Origin of the sequence: Cupriavidus sp. DF5525, assembly GCF_040149425.2 — a bacterium.
GTDB lineage: Bacteria > Pseudomonadota > Gammaproteobacteria > Burkholderiales > Burkholderiaceae > Cupriavidus > Cupriavidus pickettii_A.
This window is the reverse complement of the sequence record NZ_CP168265.1, coordinates 3,640,499-3,659,538: the sequence shown is the minus strand read 5'-3', so window position 1 is coordinate 3,659,538 and position 19,040 is coordinate 3,640,499. Positions and strand designations below refer to the sequence as shown.

Here is a 19,040-nt window from a genome sequence, read left to right as displayed (position 1 = left end):
GGGACGGGATGCAACAAACGACGCCCAAGGCCACGGTCTTGATTCCGACGAAGAATGGTGGACCCAGGTTCGCTGAGGTGCTCGCGCGCGTGGCTCTGCAAAAGACCCCGTGGCCATTCGAGATTCTCGTCATCGACTCGGGATCTAGCGACAGCACGCTCGCGGTGTGCCAACAATATCCGCATGTTCGTCTCCATACGATTCCTCCGGCGGAGTTCGGCCATGGCCGCACGCGCAATCTTGGAGTGGGCCTGTCGCACGGCGAATTCATCGCCGTGATCACTCAGGACGCATTGCCCGAGAATGACCAGTGGCTCGCCAGAATGGTGGCCGCGCTGGAGAGTGATGCAAATATCGCGGGGGCTTTTGGCCGGCATCTGCCATATGAGGACGCTAACCCCTTTGTCAAGCGCGACCTGGCCTTGCATTTCGACAGTTTCGCCCGCCAGAATCCGGTGGCCCGCCTAGAGGACACCGAGCGCTATCGTCGGGAAGAAGGCTACCGTCAGGTCCTGCATTTTTTCTCGGACAATAACGCCTGCATCCGCCGCTCGGTATGGGAAAGCATTCCATATCCCGATGTGGATTTCGCCGAAGACCAGATTTGGGCCAAGCAGATCATCGAGGCTGGCTACGCCAAGGTGTATGTCGATGACGCAGCGGTTTTCCATAGCCACGACTTCGGCGTCTACGAAACGTTGCGCCGCAGCTTTGACGAATCGGCAGCGTTCCGGCGGTTGTTCGGGTACCGCCTGTGCCCGACCTTCCGCGCCGCGGTGCGGCAGTCGATGCGCTCCGGCGGCGCCGATATTCTCTATCTGCTGAGCCACCGCCGCGCTATACCGGGGTGGACGGGCTGGCTGCTGAAGGCACCGTTGCTGAACATCGCCAAGCAGCTCGGCTTCTACCTCGGCAGCGAATGGAATCACCATCCATTGGTGTCCAAGCTGTCGCTGGACCAGTCTAAGAAGAAATATGTTGGTACCCAGCCAGCAGGATCCAGCGAGTCGGGAGCCGCAAAGTGATACGGCGGCTCTGGATTCAGCTCAATCACATCCGGCGCAAGGTCGGTTGGGGACAGTTTCTGCTATTCCTGGTGCATCGCGGCTCGCGCGAGCTCCTTGCGCTGGCCGTGTCGCCAAAGGCTGCGCGCACCAAATGGAGACAGCGCGCGTCGGTCTCCAGCATCCAACAGGCCTATGACTTCGTGCTGCGCGAGGTGGTGCCGGAGGACCCGGCGGCCGTGGTGCCCGCGCGCACCGTAAACTGGGTCATTCCCGATTTCGGCATCGGCTCAGGCGGACATCTGAACATCTTCCGTTTTGTGTGTGCGCTGGAGAAGCGGGGATACCGCTGCGCGATCGTACTCGACGGCAAGCATCAGTTTGCGAGCGCCGAGAAAGCGCGAACCGCGATCCGCGAGAACTTTTTCCCGGTCGAGGCCCAAGTCTATTTGGGCATAGAGACCATGCCGCCTGCCGAATTCGTCTTCGCTACCAGTTGGAACACTGCCTACAGCGTGGCCGCGGCGCGTGGCGTTCGTCACAAATGCTATTTCGTCCAGGACTTCGAGCCGTATTTCTACGCGCACGGCACCGATCATGTCTTCGCCGAAAATACCTATGGCTTTGGGTTCACCGGAGTCACTGCTGGCAACTGGCTGGCCGGCAAGCTGGCCGCCGAATACGGCATGAAGACCTTCCCGCTCGGCTTTTCGTACGACAAGGACCTGTATAAGCCGCCGGTGCAGGCGCGACCCGCCAACGATAAGCGGCGAGTGTTCTTCTATGCCAGGCCGCCGACCCTGCGGCGCGCATTCGAGATCGGCGTGCTGGTGCTGGCCGAGGTGGCGAAGCGGCATCCGGACGTTGAGATCGTTATGGCCGGGTGGGACCTCGGCGCCTATCAGCTGCCATTCCGATTCGTCGATCGGGGCGTGATGGCGCTCGAAGACCTGCCTGAGCTCTTTCACAGCTGTGATGTGGCGCTGGTACTGTCATATTCTAACGCCTCACTATTGCCGGTGGAACTGATGGCGTGCGGCTGCACGGTAGTCAGCAATCGCGGCCCATATGTCGAATGGCTGCTTGACGACAGCGTGGCAAAGCTGGTGGATTCCGATGTGCCGGCCATCGCCGATGCGATCTGCACGCTGATCGACAATGATGCCGCCCGGCACGCGCTGCGTGAAGCAGGGCTGCGATTCGCGCATGAGACCGACTGGGAGCGCGAAGGCAATCGATTCTATGATTATCTCGAGGCGCTGCGCGCTCCGAGCCAGATTGGCGAAATGGAGAGGATATGAAACCCATAGTATTTGGAGGAGAAGGATTTATCGGCTCCTATCTTGTCCGGGCGCTCGTCGAGGCTGGCTATTCTTGTGGCATTGTTGACCGGCATGAGGGCACCGGCTTGTCCGCGGAGGTGCGTGCGCAGACGGAAGCCCACTATGGGGATTTCACCGATCGTGACTTTGTGAGCCGCGCGCTGGCCGGCCGGGACACGATTTTCCACCTGATTTCCACCACGCTGCCGAAGTCTTCCAACGAGCAGCCCATCTTCGATGTCAGCACCAATATTGCCGGCTCCATCGCAATGTTCGAGGAAGCCTGCAAGGCGGGGGTGCGCAAGGTGGTATTTGTGTCGTCGGGGGGCACAGTTTATGGCGTCCCCCACAAGTTGCCGATCGACGAGACCCATGCCACAGACCCGATCTGTTCGTATGGCATCACCAAGCTCGCTATCGAGAAATACCTGCACCTGTTCCATGTGCTTCACGGGCTCGACTACTGCGTGCTGCGGGTTTCGAATCCATATGGCCCGGGACAACGGGCCGGCCGAGGGCAGGGTGCTATCGGGACGTTTATCGACCGGATAATCAATGGCCAGTCGATCGATATCTGGGGCGACGGCGAGGTGGTGCGTGACTACGTGCACGTCGCCGATGTGGCGCAGGCAATGGTGCGCGCTGCGATCTATTCCGGCGAGGACAAAGTCTTCAATATAGGCTCCGGCCAGGGGCATAGCCTCAACGCCATCCTGAGTCATCTCGAACGGATTAGCGGACGCCCGCTGCAGGTCACCCGCGGTCCTCAGCGTGATTTTGATGTGCCGGTGAACGTGCTGGCAGTCGACCGTGCCCGGGTGCAACTTGGTTGGACGGCAGAGACCGGACTGGAAGAGGGCCTCAAAGAGGTCTATCGCCAAGCGGTCCGGGCTTTGGGCGGTCGATGAACCTGCCGATGGCGCCTTCTTTGCCGGCGGTACCGGGACGGGCCGCTCTGCACGCCGACGCCATGTCGCTCGACCAGCCCACTGCACCGGGACGTCGCGCGCTAGAGGTTTGCTCTGTCGTGGTCACAATGAATCCGGAGGTGGAGCATTTCCAGCAGCTACTGGTGGCGCTGGCATGTCAGGTAGGTCATGTGTTCGTGATCGACAATGGCTCGAATGCGCCCGTGCGGGAGTGCCTCGAACAGGCCTGCGCGCGCGACGACGTCAGTCTGATCGCGCTGGAGTCCAATCAAGGCATCGCCGCAGCGCAGAATGTCGGCATCCGGCTGGCCCTCAAGTCGGGGGCGGAGTTCGTGCTGTTATCAGACCACGATAGCCTGCCGCACGACGACATGGTTGCAGCCCTTCTCGGCGCGCTCGGCGCGCGGCGCGGCGCCGGCGGTAAGGTCGCCGCGGTGGGGCCGGTATCGATCGATCGCCGGACCGGGACGGCCTCCAAGTTTGTTCGCCTGACATGGCGGGGCGTGCGCCGCTGCGGCTGCGACGATGCCGCCGATGGCATCGTGCCCGCCGATTTCCTGATCGCGTCGGGCTGCCTGATTCCCGCCGAGGCGCTCAATGCGGTGGGACTTATGAACGAAGGCTACTTCATCGACCACGTCGATACCGAATGGTGCCTGCGTGCTCGCCATCAAGGCTGGGAGATCTTAGGCGTGTGCGGCGCCCTGCTGGACCACACGTTGGGCGATAGTGTCATCCGTGTATGGCTCGGCCGCTGGCGTGAGGTACCCGTGCACTCGCCGGTGCGGGACTACTACATGTTCCGGAATACGGTGCGCATGCTGCTGACGACGCCGATGAGCATTGCCTGGCGGATTACGCATCTGTACCGCCTGTCGCAGTTTGCAGTGTTTTTCGGTCTCGGCATGTCGCCGCGCTTCAGGCGGATCCGATTGATGACCAAAGGCATCATCGACGGCATCAAGGGCCGTGGCGGCGCACTGGTAGAAGCGAGGCAAGGCCGTGGAACCGACCGCTAAATTGCTGACGGTTTCGCTGGTCAGCCATGGTCAATGGGAACTGATGCGCCCGCTGATCGGACAATTGTCCGCGATCGCCAGGGAGCTGCCGCTGCAGGTGATTGTCACCGAGAATCTGCGCGAGCACCGCGGCGCCGATGACGGGTTCGCTGGCCTGGATGTCCGGTATATCCGGAATATCGAACCGAAGGGCTTTGGCGCCAACCACAATGCCGCGTTCGCTTACTGCAACACGCCGTATTTCTGTGTCGTCAATCCCGACGTCCGGCTGATCGAGAATCCCTTTCCTGCACTCTTGTCGCAAGCGAGGGCTAGGCCGGGCATTGTCGCGCCGCGTGTCGTGGCGGAAGATGGAACCATCGAAGACAGCGCGCGGAAAGTGCCGCGGCCTTCCGTCCTCTTTCAGCGTGCGCTCGCCAGACTGACGAAAAAGCGCCTGTCTCCGGACTACAAGAGTGAAGGGACGATTCCGGTGGACTGGGCGGCTGGCATGTTCCTTCTGTTTGATGCACAGGTATTCAAGCGACTGGGTGGTTTCGACGACCGATATCATCTCTATTGTGAGGATGTCGACGTCTGCCTCCGCACCTGGCTGGATGGCGGAACCGTCTCGTGGACAAACGAGGCAATAGTGATGCATGATGCGCGCCGCGACAGCCATCGCAGATTCCGTTACCTGCGCTGGCATCTGGGCAGCATGCTGAGGTTGTTCACATCCGGCGCATACTGGCGGTTCCGCTTTGGCAATGTAGCCGCCCGGCAAATGAACAATTATTAAAACGATTCCATGTTCGACTTTTTCTGGGTCCCGTCCTTTGCCTTCCTGGTTTCGGCGTTGGGTGTCCTGCTCCTGCGCCCGGTGGCAATGGTCGGCGGTCTGCTGGACCGCCCCGACAACCGCAAGCGTCACCATGGCGCCGTGCCGCTGGTCGGGGGCATTGCCGTAACGCTGGCCATATGGGCGGGTTGCCTGCTGTTCATGCGCAACCAGGGCTATTACGTGGCATTGCTGGGTGGTCTGACGTTGCTCGCCTTCGTCGGGCTGATCGATGACATGCAGGGCATGTCGCCGGTGGCCAAGCTTGCCGCACAGTTGTTTGCCGCCATCCTGATGACGTCATGGGGCGGCGTCTACCTGACGTCGCTGGGCGATATTTTCGGCAGGCGCGAAATCGAACTGGCAAACTGGGCCATCCCGCTCACGCTTTTTGCCGTGGTCGCCGTGATCAATGCCATGAACATGAGCGACGGGCTCGATGGTCTGGCTGGGGGGCTGTCTCTTATCGTCTTTGGCTGGTTCAGTTACCTCGCCGGTGAACTCGGGAACCTGGCCGCCCAGCGTGTGTGCGTCATCTTCTGCGGCGCAATTCTCGGCTTTCTGATCTTCAATATGCGCAATCCCTTCCGGGGGAGCCTGCGCGTGTTTCTCGGTGACGCCGGCAGTCTGATGCTCGGATATGGCATTGTCTGGTTCGCGGTGGAACTGTCCCAGAAGCCATACAACAATGGTCAGCGTGTTCCGCCCGTCGTGATGCTCTGGGTGCTCGGATTCGTACTGATTGACCTGCTTGTGGTGGTCATCCGCCGGGCAATGAAGCGTCGCAATCCATTGTCCGCAGACCGGACACACTTGCACCATGTGCTACTTCGCCTTGGCCTGAGTCCCGACGCGATCGTGTGGGTCATTCTTGTCAGCAATGCGCTGCTGGGCTTTATCGGCGTCTATGGCTGGAAGCAGGGGGTCTCGGAGCAGGTGCTGTTCCTTGCGTTCCTGGGCGTCACCGCGGTTCACTTGCTGTTGATGCGCAACGCATGGCGTTGCCTCCGGGTCGGTCGTCGCATTGTCTTGCGCGGCAAGCGTGGGTTCGGCGTTCGGGACGACACTGAGTAAGACCCTTGCTGTGGATTCCGGCCGGATTTAAGCAGAGACCGTCGCGGTGGTGGTGGCGCGGCTGGTACGGACCACCAGGACCAGGCCAAAGATGACGGCGACGGCGTTGGCAACCGCGTAGCCGAGGACCGCGCCACGGGCGCCAAGACGCGGGACCGCGACAATGTCGACGACGACCGTGGTCACCAGGACGAGTCCCCACTTGATCGCCACCCAGCGTGGTTTGCGCAGGTAGACGGGCAACAAGCTCAGACCAACGTCGGCAAAAATCAGTGTGGACGCCAGGGCCGCCAGTCGCAACAGCACCACGGTTTCCCCGAAGGCCTGGCCGTAGAGCAGTCGCACCACGGGCTCGGCACAGAGCGCAAGAATGGTGGCACCGGTTACGCCGATGATCGACATGCCCGCCGCCACGCGCAGTACGTTGCGACGCGCAGCGGCGGCAGATTGCTGCGCGAACACGTACATCGGCGCCACGCCCGCGGCCAGGATGGTGGCGATGGTGGTGAAGTTGTCGAGCACCTGCATGGTGGCCGCATAGGTCCCCAGTTCGGCCAGCGGCACGGCCGGCTTCAGGATCAACTGGTCGGCGCGGCGCGCGGCGACCATCAGCATAAAGCTGATCCAGAACAGCGAGCCGTCGCGTACCAGTTCGCGAGTGAGCGCCGGTTCGTGCGACGGGACGACCCGGGGGGCGCGGGACAAGTAGTACCAGGTGAGCAGCACTGCCGCGATCAGCGGCTCGATGGCGAATGCGGTGGCATAGGCAGGTACCAGTTCCACACCGGCAAAGAACAGCGTTGCGATCATTCCAGCCTTTGCCGCGAGGGCGACCAGGTTGAACACGACGTTGGGCCGGTTGTGGGTGCGCGCCTGCATCCACGCGATCACGACGCCGAACGGCTCGCGCATCATGACGGCTGTACCGAGAATGGCGGCAGGAAACCAGGTGTCGGCGGGCTGCTGCGTGATCGCCAGCCAGAGGCACATCAGCGCGTAGCCGGCTATGCCGGCGGTCACTCGAATCGCGAAGGCGTGTGCGACCAGAACATGCCTCGCCTCCGGCGTGGCCATTGCCACCAGCCGGGGCACCACCACCTCCGCCGAGCACAGCAGCGGTATCGACGCCGCTATAAACACCAGCGACTGCGCGTATTGAAAGTGCCCGAAGCCCTCGGCGCCGAGCGCGCGTGCCAGCATGGCGACGACGCCGATCCCCACGGCCACCTGCAGGCCTCGGTCGGCCAGCATCCAGAGCAGATTGCCTGCGACTCTGCGGCGCATCAGTGTTTTTCCTTCAGGTCCTGGTACTGCGCCAGCCATTGCCGGGCCACGGCTGCCACATCGAAGCGGCTGACGATCTGCTGCCGGCGGCGGTCTCGTTCGGCCTGCGTGCCTGGCAGCCGGGCGATCGCTTCGCGCAGGGCGCGCGCCAGGGCATGCGCGTCCCCGACGGGCGTCAGCGTGGCGGTGCCGCCCGCCAGTTCCGATACGCCCGCTGCGGCCGTGGAGACCACAGGCAGGCCACTGGCCAGCGCTTCGCCCACGGCAAGTGGCATGCCTTCGATTCGCGACGACAGCACGAAGACGTCGGCCGCCCGCAACAGCTCGGGGATGTCGCTTCTTGCGCCGGCCAGCAGGACGGAGTCGTTCAGCCCGTGCTGCGCGATCCTGGCCGCCAGGTCTGACCGCAGCGGTCCATCGCCGGCAATCATCAGCCGTGTGCCGGGAACCAGCGCGGCCACTTCACGGAATGCCTCGATCAACATGGCCTGGTCCTTCTCGGGGACCAGCCTGCCGACGTTCAGCAGCAGTACATTCCCAGGGCTCAGGCCGAGTTCGCGACGTGCGCGCTCGCGCGAGGCGTCGTCTGGCCGGAAGCGGCCGGTATCAATGCCATTGGGGATCACCGTGACGCGTCGGGCCGGTACCGCGCCGCTGGCGATCATGGCGTCCCTGCCGGCATCGCTGACATGCGTGGTCAGCGTGCACCACCGGTCAGTCATGCGATAGGCCATGGCGCGCAGCCTGCCGCCTTCCCGCGCGCTGTGCGCAGTGCAGATCAAAGGCGGAGTGCGGCCCAGCCGAGTCAGCGCCCGGGCAAACAGGTTGCTGTGGACCATGTGCGCATGGATGACGTCGGGCTGCCACCGAAGCACGATCTGTCTGGCCTTGCGCAGTGCCGCCAGCATCGACTGGGGTGTCTTGCGCATGCCGAGTTCGGTGACGGCGATATCGGGGGGCAGTTCGATTTCCCGGCCCGCGGTCAGGCTCAGGATGGCAACCTCGTTGCCAAGTTCGACGAAGGCGCGGGCAAGGGCGGCGACCTGCTGCTCGGCGCCGCCAAGCTTGAGCCCCGTGGTAACGAGCAGGATACGCAAGGGCCGCTGTCCAGCGCGTCCGCCAACGGCAGACATCAACGCGCCCCGTAGCCGGTTGCCAGCGTCCGCAGCGTCTTCACCGCAATCAGCAAATCCAGCGCAAGTGAACAGTGCTTGACGTAGTACAGGTCGTAGCTCAGCTTGGTCACGGTTTCCTCATGGCTGCCGGCATAGCCCTGCTGCACCTGTGCCCAACCCGACAGGCCCGGCCGCACGAGGTGGCGGTAGGGGTAATAGGCGATGGTCTCGGAGAAGCGATCTACCATCGGAGCCTGTTCGGGCCGAGGACCAATCAGGCTCATATCCCCCAGCAGCACGTTCCAGAGCTGCGGGATCTCATCCAGGCGGTACTTGCGGATGACTCGGCCGACGCGCGTGACACGCGGATCGCGGCGTGCGGCGAACATGGCGGGCGCGCTGCTGTCGACGCCCATGCTGCGGAACTTGAGCATCACGAAGGGTTTGCCGAAGAGGCCGACGCGCTGCTGGCGGAAGATGGCGCCGCCAGGCGTTTCCAGCCGGATCGCGAGCGCGACGGCCAAGCCCAGCGGCACGGCGATCGGCGCCAGGCACAGGACGGTGACGATATCGACCACACGCTTCAGATAGCCGTACAGGTAATGGGCCGCGTAGTCGTCCAGGAAGTTCTCGTCGATATGTGCCAGGCCGACGCGCCCGGTCAGCATTTCCCCAACGCGCTCCACCGAATACATCCGCACATGGCTCATCTTGTAGTGCGCGAGCAGGCGCGTGCGTTCCGGATCGCCGGTGACGCTGCGCTCGACCATCAGGCCGTCGAAATGCCTGGCGTCCTCCAGCGAGCCAACCGGCTCGAAGCGGATGCGGGCTGGCGGTGCGGCGCCGGGCATGGCGAGTATTGCCTCGAGCTGCGTCAATGTGTGCGAATCGGTATATCCGAACAATGGCACGTAGTTCTGCACGAAGCGGCGGTAACCGGCCCAGATCCAGGCCAGCGTGATGACATATGCCAGCAGCAGGGCGCCTCGTGAATACTCGATATGAAACGCGGCGAAGGCAAAAAGCAGCCCGCAGAAGGGCAGCGTGACCGCCAGCCCCGCCAGGCTGTTGCCTTCCATGGCTGGCAGGTGCAGCGAGCGGTTGAGCAGCATGAACGCGAACAGGTACGGCACCACCGACCACAGCAACGTGCGCGTGAACACGTAGGTGACAAAGCCCGCACGATGGGCCATCTCGGCGAATACCGCGCTGATCGCGAACAACGCCAGGCCGAGCACCGCCCACGTCAGCATCCGGCTCACGCGGCGCACCGTCTCGGAGCCGCCGATGTGGCGGCGCAGGGCGTGGCGGCGCAGGCTGTCGGATTTTGTGTTCATCATGTCGGCACCCGGGCGGCGCGAGGCGTGCGCGCCAGTGCATCGCGATAGACGGACCAGGTCGCTTCGGTCATCCGTTCCAGCCCATAGTGTTGCTCCCAACGCAGGCGTGCGGCACTGCCGAGCGCGCCACGCAGCGTGGCGTCTGAGGCAAGGCGTTCCAGCGCTGCAGAAAACCCGGGCTCGTCATTGTGGTCGACCAGCAGCCCATGCTTGTTGTGCCCGATCTGTTCGCGGATGCCGGGCAGGTCCGACGCGATCACGGCCAGTCCGGCCCGCATGGCTTCGAGCACCGACAGCGGCAAGCCCTCATGGTCCGAGGCCAGCACAAAGGCCTGCGCGGACGCCAGCAGGGCGGCAATTTCCGCTACATTGCCCGGAAAACGTATGCGCCCGGGCGCGAGCTGTTGTGCGAGCTGCTCCATGGCTTTACGCTGCGGGCCGTCGCCTGCCAGCACCAGTTCGCAATCGTGCAGATTCGCTCGCGCAAACGCGCGGATGACCGCGTCGGGTCGCTTTGGCGCGGCAAAGCGCGCGACCATCACAATCCTGCGCAGCGGCGCTTGCGGCGCCGCGCGATGATCGGTGTCCGGAATGCCATTGGCAATCACCGCGATGCGATCGGCGGGAACCGGCAGTGACCGGGCCAGCCGGCGCTCGGCCTCGGCGACGCAGATCACGCGCGACGCCAGCGGCGCCAGCAGCCACTCCGCCGCGCGCGCGGCAAGACGTTGGCGCCACGGCGCTTCGGGCTTGAAGGCAAAACCATGCACCGTGTAGACCACGGGGATTCTCAGCAGGAAGCCGGCGATGCGGCCAAGCGCGCCTGCCTTGGCACTGTGCGCATGGATCAGGTCAGGGGCCGCCGTCTTCAGCGCTTGCACCAGCTCGCGCAATGCGGTAACGGCGCGCCAGGGAGAAAGGGCGTTGTCGAGCCGGGAAAGCCGCATGATTTTCGCCCCGGTACGGGTGGCGATATCGAACAGCGGCCCCTCGCCGCCCGCCAGCAAGACGGTTTCGGCGCGACCCTGCATTGACTGCAGCAGGTCACCGATATGCGACTGCGCCCCCCCGATCTCCGAATTGGTGATCAGATAAGCGATGCGCAGGCGCGGCGAAGGCTGTGCGGTGGGCGTCAAGTGTGCGTACGAAATTAGCTAGGTCGCAACCGCCACTTGGCCGGAAAGCACCGGCGAGTTATGGCAGCTTCCGTATTGTCGGGCAATCGCCGTCGGGTCCAATGCGACCGGATAGCGAAAGGCGCGGCCTGGCGGGCGGCGAAGTGTAGCTTCAGGTGTAGGACAGACGCTGAAAATTGCGCCGGTCCCGTATATTGCGGCGATTATACCGCCCGCCAGTCGCGCAATCCGGCAAAATAGCCCCTTTGATTCGTTCCAAGAGCCCGATCTGGTGTCGTCGTCCACGTCTTGGCAGTGTGCGTCGCGCCCGACAGACTGACAGGAAGCCATATGCAAATCGAACCTTCTATTTTCAAAGCCTATGACATCCGCGGCATCGTGGGCAAAACGCTCACCCGCGACGTCGCACGCCTGATTGGCTTGTCGTTCGGTTCGGCCGCTGCAGAACTCGGCGAAAAAACCGTCGTAGTAGGCCGCGACGGCCGCCTCTCCGGCCCCGACCTCATCGCCGGCCTCGTAGAAGGCCTGCGTGCCGCCGGCCTGGACGTGATCGACATCGGCCTGGTCGCCACCCCGATGGTGTACTTCGCCACCAATATCGAGATCGATGGCGTGCGCGCCACCTCCGGCCTCATGGTCACCGGCAGCCACAACCCGCCCGACTACAACGGCTTCAAGATGGTCCTGGCCGGCCAGGCGATCTATGGCGAACAGATCCAGGCCCTACGCCAGCGCATCGAGGCCAAGGATTTCGCCAGCGGCAGCGGCACCTACAAGCAAGTCGATGTGCGCCAAAAGTACCTCGACCGCATCATCGGCGACGTCAAGCTGGCCCGTCCGATGAAGATCGCGCTGGATGCCGGCAACGGCGTGGCCGGCGCCTTCGTCGGCGACCTGTTCCGCGGCCTGGGCTGCGAGGTGACGGAGCTGTTCTGCGATGTCGACGGCAACTTCCCTAACCACCACCCCGATCCCGCGCATGTGGAAAACCTGCAGGACCTGATGAAGTGCCTGCGCGAGACCGACTGCGAGCTGGGCCTGGCCTTCGATGGCGACGGCGACCGCCTGGGCGTGGTGACCAAGGATGGGCAGGTGATTTTCCCGGACCGCCAGCTGATGCTGTTCGCCGAGGAGATCCTGTCGCGCAATCCGGGCGCTCAGGTGATCTACGACGTCAAGTGCACCGGCAAGCTGGCACCGTGGATCCGCCAGCACGGCGGCGAGCCGCTGATGTGGAAGACGGGTCATTCGCTGGTGAAAGCAAAGCTGAAGGAAACCGGTGCGCCGATCGCCGGCGAGATGAGCGGCCACGTGTTCTTCAAGGACCGCTGGTACGGCTTTGACGATGGCCTGTACACCGGCGCGCGCCTGCTAGAAATCCTGTCGCGCCACGCCGATCCGAGCGCGGTGCTGAACGCGCTGCCGAACGCCAACAACACGCCAGAGCTGCAGCTCAAGTGTTCCGAGGGCGAGCCGTTCACGCTGCTGGACAAGATCAAGGCGAACGCGAAGTTCGAAGGCGCGCGCGAGGTGATCACCATCGACGGCGTGCGCGTGGAATATGCCGATGGCTTTGGCCTGGCGCGTCCGTCCAACACCACGCCGGTGGTGGTGATGCGCTTCGAGGCTGACAATGACGCCGCGCTGGCGCGCATCCAGACGGAGTTCAAGCGCGTGATCCTGGCAGAGAAGCCGGATGCTCAGCTCCCGTTCTGAGCGCACGGCGGTGCCACAGGCATCGCCGGACGCGTCCGGGGTGGTGCAGTCCATGCCGGCGGCGGCGCCGTTCCCGTTGCCGGAGCGGCCGCGCATCCTGCTGGTCAAGGTGTCGTCGCTGGGCGACGTGGTCCACAACATGCCGCTGGTGCACGACCTGCGCATGCGCTGGCCGGACGCCGAGATCGACTGGGTGGTGGAAGAGGGCTACGTCGAGCTGGTGCGCCTGTTGCCGGAAGTGCGCCGCGTGATCCCGTTCGCGCTGCGGCGCTGGCGCAAGCGCATCCTGCAGGGCGGCACCTGGCGCGAGATCGGCGCGGTGCGCGATGCGCTGCGGGCCGAGCGCTATGACGCCGTGATCGAAAGCCAGGGTCTGCTCAAGACCGCGGTGGTCGCGCGCGTCGCCACGCGCGCGCCGGGTGCGCCGATCATCGGGCTCGGCAATGCCACGCAGGGCTCGGGCTATGAGCCGGCGGCACGGCTGCTGTACACCGATCCGGTGCAGGTGCCGCGCCAGACCCATTCGGTGCGCCGCTCGCGCTTGCTGGGCGCGGCGCTGACCGGGATGGCGCCGGCGGAGCCGCCGCGGTTCTTCGGGCCGGCCGCGCAGTCCTTGCATGTCGAGGATTCGTTGTGGGCGGACCTGCCGGCGCGCTATGCCGTGTGCTTCCATGCGACGGCCGGCGCGCGCAAGAAGTGGGCTGTGCAGAACTGGCACGCGCTGGGCAACCGGCTGCGCGCCGAGGGCCTGGCCATGCTGCTGCCGTGGGGCAACGACAAAGAGCGCCAGGCCGCCGAAGAGATCGCCGCCGGCGTGCCGCAGGCGCAGGTGCTGCCGCGATTCTCGGTGATGCAGGGCTTCGGGCTGATCAACCGGGCCGAGGTCGTGATCGGCGTCGATACGGGTCTGGTCCATATCGCCGCGGCGCTGTGCCGCCCCACGGTGGAAATCTACACCGCCACCTGGCGCTGGAAGACCGAGGGCTACTGGTCCGAGCGCATCGCCAATGTCGGCGACGACGGCGTGGTGCCATCGGTCGATGAAGTCTACGAGGCCGCCTGCCGCGTGCGCGGGGTGCCTGCCTGATGCTGCGCCTGATCTACAGCCTGTTGTGGCTGGCCGTGTTGCCGCTAGCGTTGCTGCGCCTGGCATGGCGCGCGCGCAAGGAGCCGGGCTACGTGCAGCATGTCGGCGAGCGCCTGGGTGTCTACGGCAACCTGCCAAGGAAAGGCCCGTGGCTCTGGGTCCACGCCGTGTCAGTCGGCGAGACCCGCGCCGCGCAGCCGCTGATCGAAGCCCTGCTCGGTGCCTATCCGCACCACCGTCTGCTGCTCACGCACATGACGCCGACCGGTCGCCAGACCGGCGCGCAGCTGTTCGGCAAGGAGCCGCGCATCCTGCAGTGCTACCTGCCGTATGACCTGCCGTGGCTGGTGGGGCGGTTTATGCGGTATTTCCGGCCGGAGGCGGGGGTGCTGATGGAGACCGAGGTGTGGCCCAACGTCGTGCACGGTGCGCGCAAGGCGGGGGTGCCGCTGTACCTGGTCAACGCGCGCCTGTCGCCGCGCAGCTTCCGGCGCACGGCGCGCTTCGGGCGCGCGGCGGCGTCGATGTACCGGGACTTTGCGGGCGTGCTGGCGCAGACGGCCGGCGATGCCGAGCGCTTTCGCGCGCTGGGCGTGCCGGCGGTGCAGATCACCGGCAACCTGAAGTTCGACATGCAGCCCGCACCGGCGGGCGTGGCGCTGGGCGAACGGCTGCGCAAGGCGTTCGGCGCACGCAAGGTGCTCGCGGCCGCCAGCACGCGCGAAGGGGAGGAGCCCCTGCTGCTCGACGCCTTCGCGCGATGGCAGGCGTTGGCCGGCGATGTGCCGCGCCCGGCCTTGCTGCTGATCCCGCGCCATCCGCAGCGCTTCGATGAAGTGGCGGCGATGGCGGCGCGGGCGGGGTTCTCGGTCGAACGCCGCAGTGCGCTGGATCTCGACAAGGTGCAGGCCCCGATCACTGCGGATATCGTGCTGGGCGACTCGATGGGCGAGATGGCGATGTACTTCGCCGCGTCGCACCTCGCCTTTATCGGCGGCAGCCTGATGCCGCTGGGCGGGCAGAACCTGATCGAGGCCTGCGCGGTTGGCACGCCGGTGCTGATCGGCCCGCATACCTTCAACTTCGCGCAGGCGACGGAGGATGCGATTGCCGCGGGTGCGTGCCTGCGCGTCGGCAATGCCGATGAGCTGGTACGTACCGCTGCCGGGGTGCTGGCCGAGCCGGCGCGCCTGGCGGACATGCGTGCGCATGCGCAGACCTTTGCCGGCCTGCATCGCGGCGCGACCGTCCGCACGCTGGCCGCGCTGGCGCCCGCGCTGGAAAACTGAGCTGACGACTAAGGCGCCGCGCCGGATGGCGGCGCCTTGACCAGCGCGTCCCACTGCGCGGAAATCCGCTCCAGCGCAAATCCGTTCGCCTTGGCCCGGCCGCTGGCAGCAAGCCGGCTTGCGGTTTCCGGCTCCCGGATCACCGTCAGCAGCGCCGAGGCCAGCGCCTCGGCGTTGTCCGCGGGAACGATCAGTGCGTCTTGTCCCGGCGCGAGCAGTTCGCGCGGCCCGGTCTCGCAATCGGTCGATACGATCGGCAGGCCGAAGGCCATGGCTTCGATCAGCACCAGGCCAAAGCCTTCATAGCGCGAACTCAGACAGAACACCGACGCGCGCCCATAGGCCTGCGCCGGGTCGTGGCAGACGCCCGGCAGGCTGACCCGGCCTTCCAGGCCGAGCTGCGCGGCCAACGCGGTCAGGGCAGGGCGCTCCTCGCCTTCGCCGTGGATGAGCAGTTGCCATTCCGGCTCCTGTGCCGCGACCTGCTGCCAGGCGCGCAGCAACACATCGAAGCCCTTTGCCGCCACCAGCCGCCCCATGGCGAGCACGGTCTTCCGAGTACGCGGAGCGGGCGTGGCGGGCATGGGGAAGGGCAGCGGGTTGGGCAGGCAAACCACGTCGCAGCGCGGGCGCAGGGCTTCCAGCCAGCGGCTGCGGTCCCGTTCCGTCAGCACCACCACCTGCCGGCAGAAGCGCGCCGCCAGGCGCCTGGCGAGCTTGCGTGCCGGCTTGCCGAGATCCTCGTCGAAGTGGCAATGCTCCCACGCGATATGGTGCAGCCCCATGCCGGCGGTGGCCGGCAGCACGAACAGCGCGAGCATGGTGTCGACCTGCACCAGCACCTCGGTCCGGTGCGCGGCGCAATGTCGGCGGATGCCGGCTACGGTGGCGAGATACTCGCGCCGGAACGACGGCCGCTGCGCGAACAGCGCTTCATGGCGGATGGCCGGATGCAGCGGGAACTGGCTGGCCGTATCCCACAGGCTCAGGATGGTGACGTGGTGGCCGAGCGCCGCGAGCGCGTTGGCGATGGTCGCGGTCATGCGCTCGGCCCCCGCCATCGCGTTGAGCGTGCCGGTCAGGAAGCAGATACGGCGGCCCGTCATGGGTGCGGCTGTGGCGCGGCGTAGCGGCTGGCTGCGCGCGGGTTATGGCGATGCATGGCTACCAGGGCGATAGAGTCGGAGGGCAGGGCGGGTCCGCAATTATCCTTGGGTTTGCGCCGCGATGGTGGCGGATCGTGGCATGAAATGCCAGCGCGGTACACTACGCGGCAGCATTGTGCAGCCGGCAATGCTGAACTTGCATGAATCCGCCAGGCTCTAAGCCAGCATGTAGCGCCGATGGCCGCAAATGGCCCCGGCGCCTTGTCACAGGAGCTTTCCCCTATGCAGACATCCCTTCGTGGTAACTGTCGGACGATCGGCCTGCGCTGCGCCGCCTTTGCCCTCGTCACCGTTGCCGCCACACTTGCCGCCTGCACCACCGGCCCGGCGCCGGGCCTGCCCAGTGCCGGCGCCAGCCTGAACCAGACCCAGCCCTCCGGCCCGAGCCGCTGGGAACTGGTGCGCTGGCAGCAAGCCGACGGTACGCTGCGCGACATCCCGCATGGCGACAACGGCGAGCCCATCATCTTCGAGTTCAACGACGGCATCGATGCCGCGCAGGGCACGGTCAGCGGCACCAGCGGCTGCAACCGTTTTACCGGCAGCTATGGCAAGACCGACACCGGCATCCGCTTCGACCGCGTCGCCGGCACGCGCATGGCCTGCCCGCCGGCGCGCATGGAGCTCGAATCCGCGCTGCTCAAAGCGATGCAGACGCCGTTCGCCACCGTCGGCACGCAGCCGTCGGCGGGCAGCACCGGCCGGCAGATCGTCTGGAAGACCGCCAGTGGCGACCTGCTGCAGTTTGTCGAGCGTGAAGGCGTGGGCAAGCGCGGCGCGCGCACGGATGCGGGCGGGGTGGAGAAGACCGTCTATATCGATTCGCAGCGAGTGGAGTGCACGGGCGTCGGCAAGATGATGTGCTACCGCTGGCGCGAATCGCCCGATGCGCCGTGGCAGCTCTGGTATGGCCCGATCGAAGGGCTGGACTTCGAGCAGGGCGTGTCCTACAAGCTGCGCGTGCGCGAGTACCAGGTGCCGAACCCGCCGGCGGATGCGTCGTCGATCCGGTGGCAGCTGCTGAATGTGGAGTCGCGCACGCGGGCACGGTAGGGTAAGCCGTCACCAAAGCAAAACGGGCCAATCGCGGCCCGTTTTGTTTTGTGACCGCAGCTCAGGAGCGCGGCGTGCCGGCCGGAATCGCTTCACGCCGCCCGCCCCGGCGTTCGGCCGCGGACGCGGGTTTTGCCGGCACCTTGCCGTTCGCCTGCGCTGGCACCGGCAGCTTGTACAACGCGCCCGGCGACGAGGTCAGCAGCGTATTGATCTGCACCACGTCCGACTCCTGCAGCACGGCGGTGGAAGCCTTCAGCCGCAGCCCGTTCATGATGGTGTCATAACGCGCCCTGGCCAGGTCGCGGCGGGTGGAGAACAGCTGCGCCTCGGCGTTGAGCACGTCGATATTGATACGCACACCCACCTCATAGCCAAGCTGGTTGGACTCCACCGCGCTCTGCGCCGAGCGTTCCGCGGCTTCCAGCGCCTTCACCTGCGCCAGCCCGTTGGACACGCCCGAATAAGTCTGCCGCGCCGTCTGCGCGGCGGTGCGGCGGGCAAATTCCAGGTCGCTGGCGGCCTTGTCGGCGAGCGCCAGCGTTTCGCGCACGCGCGACTGGATCTGGCCGCCGGCAAAGATCGGCATGGTCAGCTGTACGCCGATCTGCGACGCGTTGTAGTGGGTCGAGATCGCCTGCGTGGCGCTGCCGGTCTGGTTGGTGTAGCCATACGACGCCACCAGGTCGACCGACGGCAAATGCCCGGCCTTGGCCTTGTTGGTCTCGCGCTGCGCGGTCTCGAGGTTGTAGCTGGCCAAGTTGACCTGCAGGTTGCTGCTCTCCGCCTGCGCGGCCCACGCGTTGACATCGGGCGGCTGCGGGCCGGGGATGGGCGCCTCGGTGCGCAGGCCCAGCACTTCGTCGACCGGCTTGCCGGTGATCTGCTGCAGCGTGGCGCGCCGGATCTCCAGGTCGCTCTGCGCGGCGATCTCGGTCGAGGTCGCCAGGTCGTAGCGGGCCTGGGCGTCGTTGGTGTCGGTGATGGTGGCGGTGCCGACCTCGAAGTTGCGCTTGGCCTGCTCCAGTTGCTCGCCGATGGCCTTCTTCTGCGCGCGCGCCAGGTACAGGTTGTCCTGCGCCGCCAGCACGTCGAAGTAGGCCTGCGCTGCGCGCGTGATCAGGTCGAGCTCGGCCTGGTGGAAGGTGACTTCGCCCGCCAGCGCGGCCAGTTCGCCCTGCTTGTAGGTTTCCCAGCGGTCCCAGCGGAACAGCGGCTGGCTCAGCTGCAGCTGCCAGTTGTTGTTGTTGAAGAAGCGCGTGCCGGAGGCACTGGCGCCGGTGCCAAGCGGCAGCGACGCGGTCTGGTCAAGCTTGGTGCGCGACGCGCCAGCGGTGCCGATGACCTGCGGCAGCAGCCCGGCGCGCCCCTGCGGCAGCCTCTCGCGCGTGGCCAGCAACTGCGAGCGGGCGCTGGCGAACTGCGCGTCATTGGCTTGCGCATCGCGATAGACCTGCAGCAGGTCGGCCGCGCTTGCCGGTGCCGCGGGCATCACGGCCAACAGCGGGGCAAGCAGGGAAACCGCGATCGCCAGGCGCGTCCGGATCGCTCCGGACAGGGCGTTGGGCGCAAACGTCATGACACCTCCAGGTTGCCGGGCACGGGCCACGGCCTACGGTCGTTTCTTCTTCGGATTGCTGCCTGGGTGCCTGCCCAGGACTGCCGCGGTCGCGGCCGGCCTGCCGGTCG

General features: G+C 65.6%; 16 protein-coding genes. 10 read left to right on the top strand and 6 right to left on the bottom strand.

The annotated features are described in order from the left end of the window. Positions 1 to 8 precede the first annotated feature (8 nt). The 6 genes from ABNX08_RS17110 to ABNX08_RS17085 are packed head-to-tail and all read left to right on the top strand — an operon-like array spanning position 9 to position 6,165. A complete protein-coding gene (locus ABNX08_RS17110; RefSeq protein ID WP_349607973.1) occupies positions 9 to 1,025 on the top strand; it encodes a glycosyltransferase family A protein in 1,017 nt (338 codons plus the stop codon). After that, on the top strand, positions 1,022 to 2,305 hold the full coding sequence (locus ABNX08_RS17105; RefSeq protein WP_349607975.1) for a glycosyltransferase family 4 protein: 1,284 nt from the start codon (positions 1,022 to 1,024) through the stop codon (positions 2,303 to 2,305). Before ABNX08_RS17110 ends, ABNX08_RS17105 begins: the two co-directional genes overlap by 4 nt. Beyond that, positions 2,302 to 3,234: an NAD-dependent epimerase/dehydratase family protein gene (locus tag ABNX08_RS17100; protein WP_349607977.1), complete on the top strand. Its 933-nt coding sequence runs from the start codon at positions 2,302 to 2,304 to the stop codon at positions 3,232 to 3,234. Before ABNX08_RS17105 ends, ABNX08_RS17100 begins: the two co-directional genes overlap by 4 nt. Further along, on the top strand, positions 3,231 to 4,274 hold the full coding sequence (locus tag ABNX08_RS17095; RefSeq protein ID WP_349607979.1) for a glycosyltransferase family 2 protein: 1,044 nt from the start codon (positions 3,231 to 3,233) through the stop codon (positions 4,272 to 4,274). Before ABNX08_RS17100 ends, ABNX08_RS17095 begins: the two co-directional genes overlap by 4 nt. Next, the gene (locus ABNX08_RS17090; RefSeq protein ID WP_349607981.1) at positions 4,258 to 5,052 is read left to right on the top strand and encodes a glycosyltransferase; all 795 of its coding nucleotides are present in this window, start codon (positions 4,258 to 4,260) and stop codon (positions 5,050 to 5,052) included. Before ABNX08_RS17095 ends, ABNX08_RS17090 begins: the two co-directional genes overlap by 17 nt. A 9-nt stretch (positions 5,053 to 5,061) precedes the next feature. Continuing rightward, positions 5,062 to 6,165: an MraY family glycosyltransferase gene (locus tag ABNX08_RS17085; protein ID WP_349607983.1), complete on the top strand. Its 1,104-nt coding sequence runs from the start codon at positions 5,062 to 5,064 to the stop codon at positions 6,163 to 6,165. 27 nt (positions 6,166 to 6,192) lie between these two features. On the opposite strand, the gene ABNX08_RS17080 is transcribed toward ABNX08_RS17085, so the two are convergent. Genes ABNX08_RS17080 through ABNX08_RS17065 form a run of 4 tightly spaced genes read right to left on the bottom strand, consistent with a single transcriptional unit; the run spans position 6,193 to position 11,055 of the window. Then, positions 6,193 to 7,449, bottom strand: coding sequence for an oligosaccharide flippase family protein (locus ABNX08_RS17080; RefSeq protein WP_349607985.1), 1,257 nt, complete (start codon positions 7,447 to 7,449; stop codon positions 6,193 to 6,195). After that, positions 7,449 to 8,582 carry a glycosyltransferase gene (locus ABNX08_RS17075; protein ID WP_374063618.1) on the bottom strand — a complete coding sequence of 378 codons (1,134 nt, stop codon included), beginning with the start codon at positions 8,580 to 8,582 and terminating at the stop codon, positions 7,449 to 7,451. Before ABNX08_RS17075 ends, ABNX08_RS17080 begins: the two co-directional genes overlap by 1 nt. Continuing rightward, positions 8,582 to 9,901, bottom strand: a complete 1,320-nt coding sequence (locus ABNX08_RS17070) for a sugar transferase (protein WP_349608070.1) — start codon at positions 9,899 to 9,901, stop codon at positions 8,582 to 8,584. Before ABNX08_RS17070 ends, ABNX08_RS17075 begins: the two co-directional genes overlap by 1 nt. Further along, positions 9,901 to 11,055 (bottom strand): glycosyltransferase family 4 protein, encoded by a 1,155-nt coding sequence (locus ABNX08_RS17065; protein ID WP_374063684.1) that lies wholly within the window; start codon positions 11,053 to 11,055, stop codon positions 9,901 to 9,903. Before ABNX08_RS17065 ends, ABNX08_RS17070 begins: the two co-directional genes overlap by 1 nt. A gap of 315 nt (positions 11,056 to 11,370) precedes the next feature. Here ABNX08_RS17065 and ABNX08_RS17060 point away from each other — a divergent pair, with 315 nt between their 5' ends. The 3 genes from ABNX08_RS17060 to waaA are packed head-to-tail and all read left to right on the top strand — an operon-like array spanning position 11,371 to position 15,132. Continuing rightward, the gene (locus ABNX08_RS17060; protein ID WP_349607989.1) at positions 11,371 to 12,756 is read left to right on the top strand and encodes a phosphomannomutase/phosphoglucomutase; all 1,386 of its coding nucleotides are present in this window, start codon (positions 11,371 to 11,373) and stop codon (positions 12,754 to 12,756) included. Further along, positions 12,737 to 13,843 (top strand): lipopolysaccharide heptosyltransferase I, encoded by a 1,107-nt coding sequence (gene waaC / locus ABNX08_RS17055; RefSeq protein WP_349607991.1) that lies wholly within the window; start codon positions 12,737 to 12,739, stop codon positions 13,841 to 13,843. The genes ABNX08_RS17060 and waaC overlap by 20 nt, the downstream gene beginning before the upstream one ends. Further along, a complete protein-coding gene (gene waaA / locus ABNX08_RS17050) occupies positions 13,843 to 15,132 on the top strand; it encodes a lipid IV(A) 3-deoxy-D-manno-octulosonic acid transferase (protein WP_349607993.1) in 1,290 nt (429 codons plus the stop codon). The genes waaC and waaA overlap by 1 nt, the downstream gene beginning before the upstream one ends. Positions 15,133 to 15,140: 8 nt before the next feature. Here the strand turns inward: waaA and ABNX08_RS17045 are convergent, their stop codons facing one another. Then, on the bottom strand, positions 15,141 to 16,238 hold the full coding sequence (locus tag ABNX08_RS17045; RefSeq protein WP_349607995.1) for a glycosyltransferase family 4 protein: 1,098 nt from the start codon (positions 16,236 to 16,238) through the stop codon (positions 15,141 to 15,143). 282 nt (positions 16,239 to 16,520) lie between these two features. Here ABNX08_RS17045 and ABNX08_RS17040 point away from each other — a divergent pair, with 282 nt between their 5' ends. Next, the gene (locus ABNX08_RS17040; protein ID WP_022536299.1) at positions 16,521 to 17,351 is read left to right on the top strand and encodes an META and DUF4377 domain-containing protein; all 831 of its coding nucleotides are present in this window, start codon (positions 16,521 to 16,523) and stop codon (positions 17,349 to 17,351) included. A 61-nt stretch (positions 17,352 to 17,412) separates the two neighbouring features. Here the strand turns inward: ABNX08_RS17040 and ABNX08_RS17035 are convergent, their stop codons facing one another. Beyond that, entirely contained in the window at positions 17,413 to 18,930 is a 1,518-nt protein-coding gene (locus tag ABNX08_RS17035) for a TolC family outer membrane protein (protein ID WP_349607997.1), read from the bottom strand. Between the last annotated feature and the right edge of the window lie 110 nt (positions 18,931 to 19,040).

Bases quoted from the DNA above. Each gene is read 5' to 3' on its own strand.
- ABNX08_RS17110 (WP_349607973.1), top strand. From the start codon at position 9: ATGCAACAAACGACGCCCAAGGCCACGGTCTTGATTCCGACGAAGAAT.
- ABNX08_RS17100 (WP_349607977.1), top strand. From the start codon at position 2,302: ATGAAACCCATAGTATTTGGAGGAGAAGGATTTATCGGCTCCTATCTT.
- ABNX08_RS17095 (WP_349607979.1), top strand. From the start codon at position 3,231: ATGAACCTGCCGATGGCGCCTTCTTTGCCGGCGGTACCGGGACGGGCC.
- ABNX08_RS17085 (WP_349607983.1), top strand. From the start codon at position 5,062: ATGTTCGACTTTTTCTGGGTCCCGTCCTTTGCCTTCCTGGTTTCGGCG.
- ABNX08_RS17080 (WP_349607985.1), bottom strand. From the start codon at position 7,449: ATGCGCCGCAGAGTCGCAGGCAATCTGCTCTGGATGCTGGCCGACCGA.
- ABNX08_RS17075 (WP_374063618.1), bottom strand. From the start codon at position 8,582: ATGTCTGCCGTTGGCGGACGCGCTGGACAGCGGCCCTTGCGTATCCTG.
- ABNX08_RS17070 (WP_349608070.1), bottom strand. From the start codon at position 9,901: ATGAACACAAAATCCGACAGCCTGCGCCGCCACGCCCTGCGCCGCCAC.
- ABNX08_RS17060 (WP_349607989.1), top strand. From the start codon at position 11,371: ATGCAAATCGAACCTTCTATTTTCAAAGCCTATGACATCCGCGGCATC.
- waaC (WP_349607991.1), top strand. From the start codon at position 12,737: ATGCTCAGCTCCCGTTCTGAGCGCACGGCGGTGCCACAGGCATCGCCG.
- waaA (WP_349607993.1), top strand. From the start codon at position 13,843: ATGCTGCGCCTGATCTACAGCCTGTTGTGGCTGGCCGTGTTGCCGCTA.
- ABNX08_RS17045 (WP_349607995.1), bottom strand. From the start codon at position 16,238: ATGACGGGCCGCCGTATCTGCTTCCTGACCGGCACGCTCAACGCGATG.
- ABNX08_RS17040 (WP_022536299.1), top strand. From the start codon at position 16,521: ATGCAGACATCCCTTCGTGGTAACTGTCGGACGATCGGCCTGCGCTGC.
- ABNX08_RS17035 (WP_349607997.1), bottom strand. From the start codon at position 18,930: ATGACGTTTGCGCCCAACGCCCTGTCCGGAGCGATCCGGACGCGCCTG.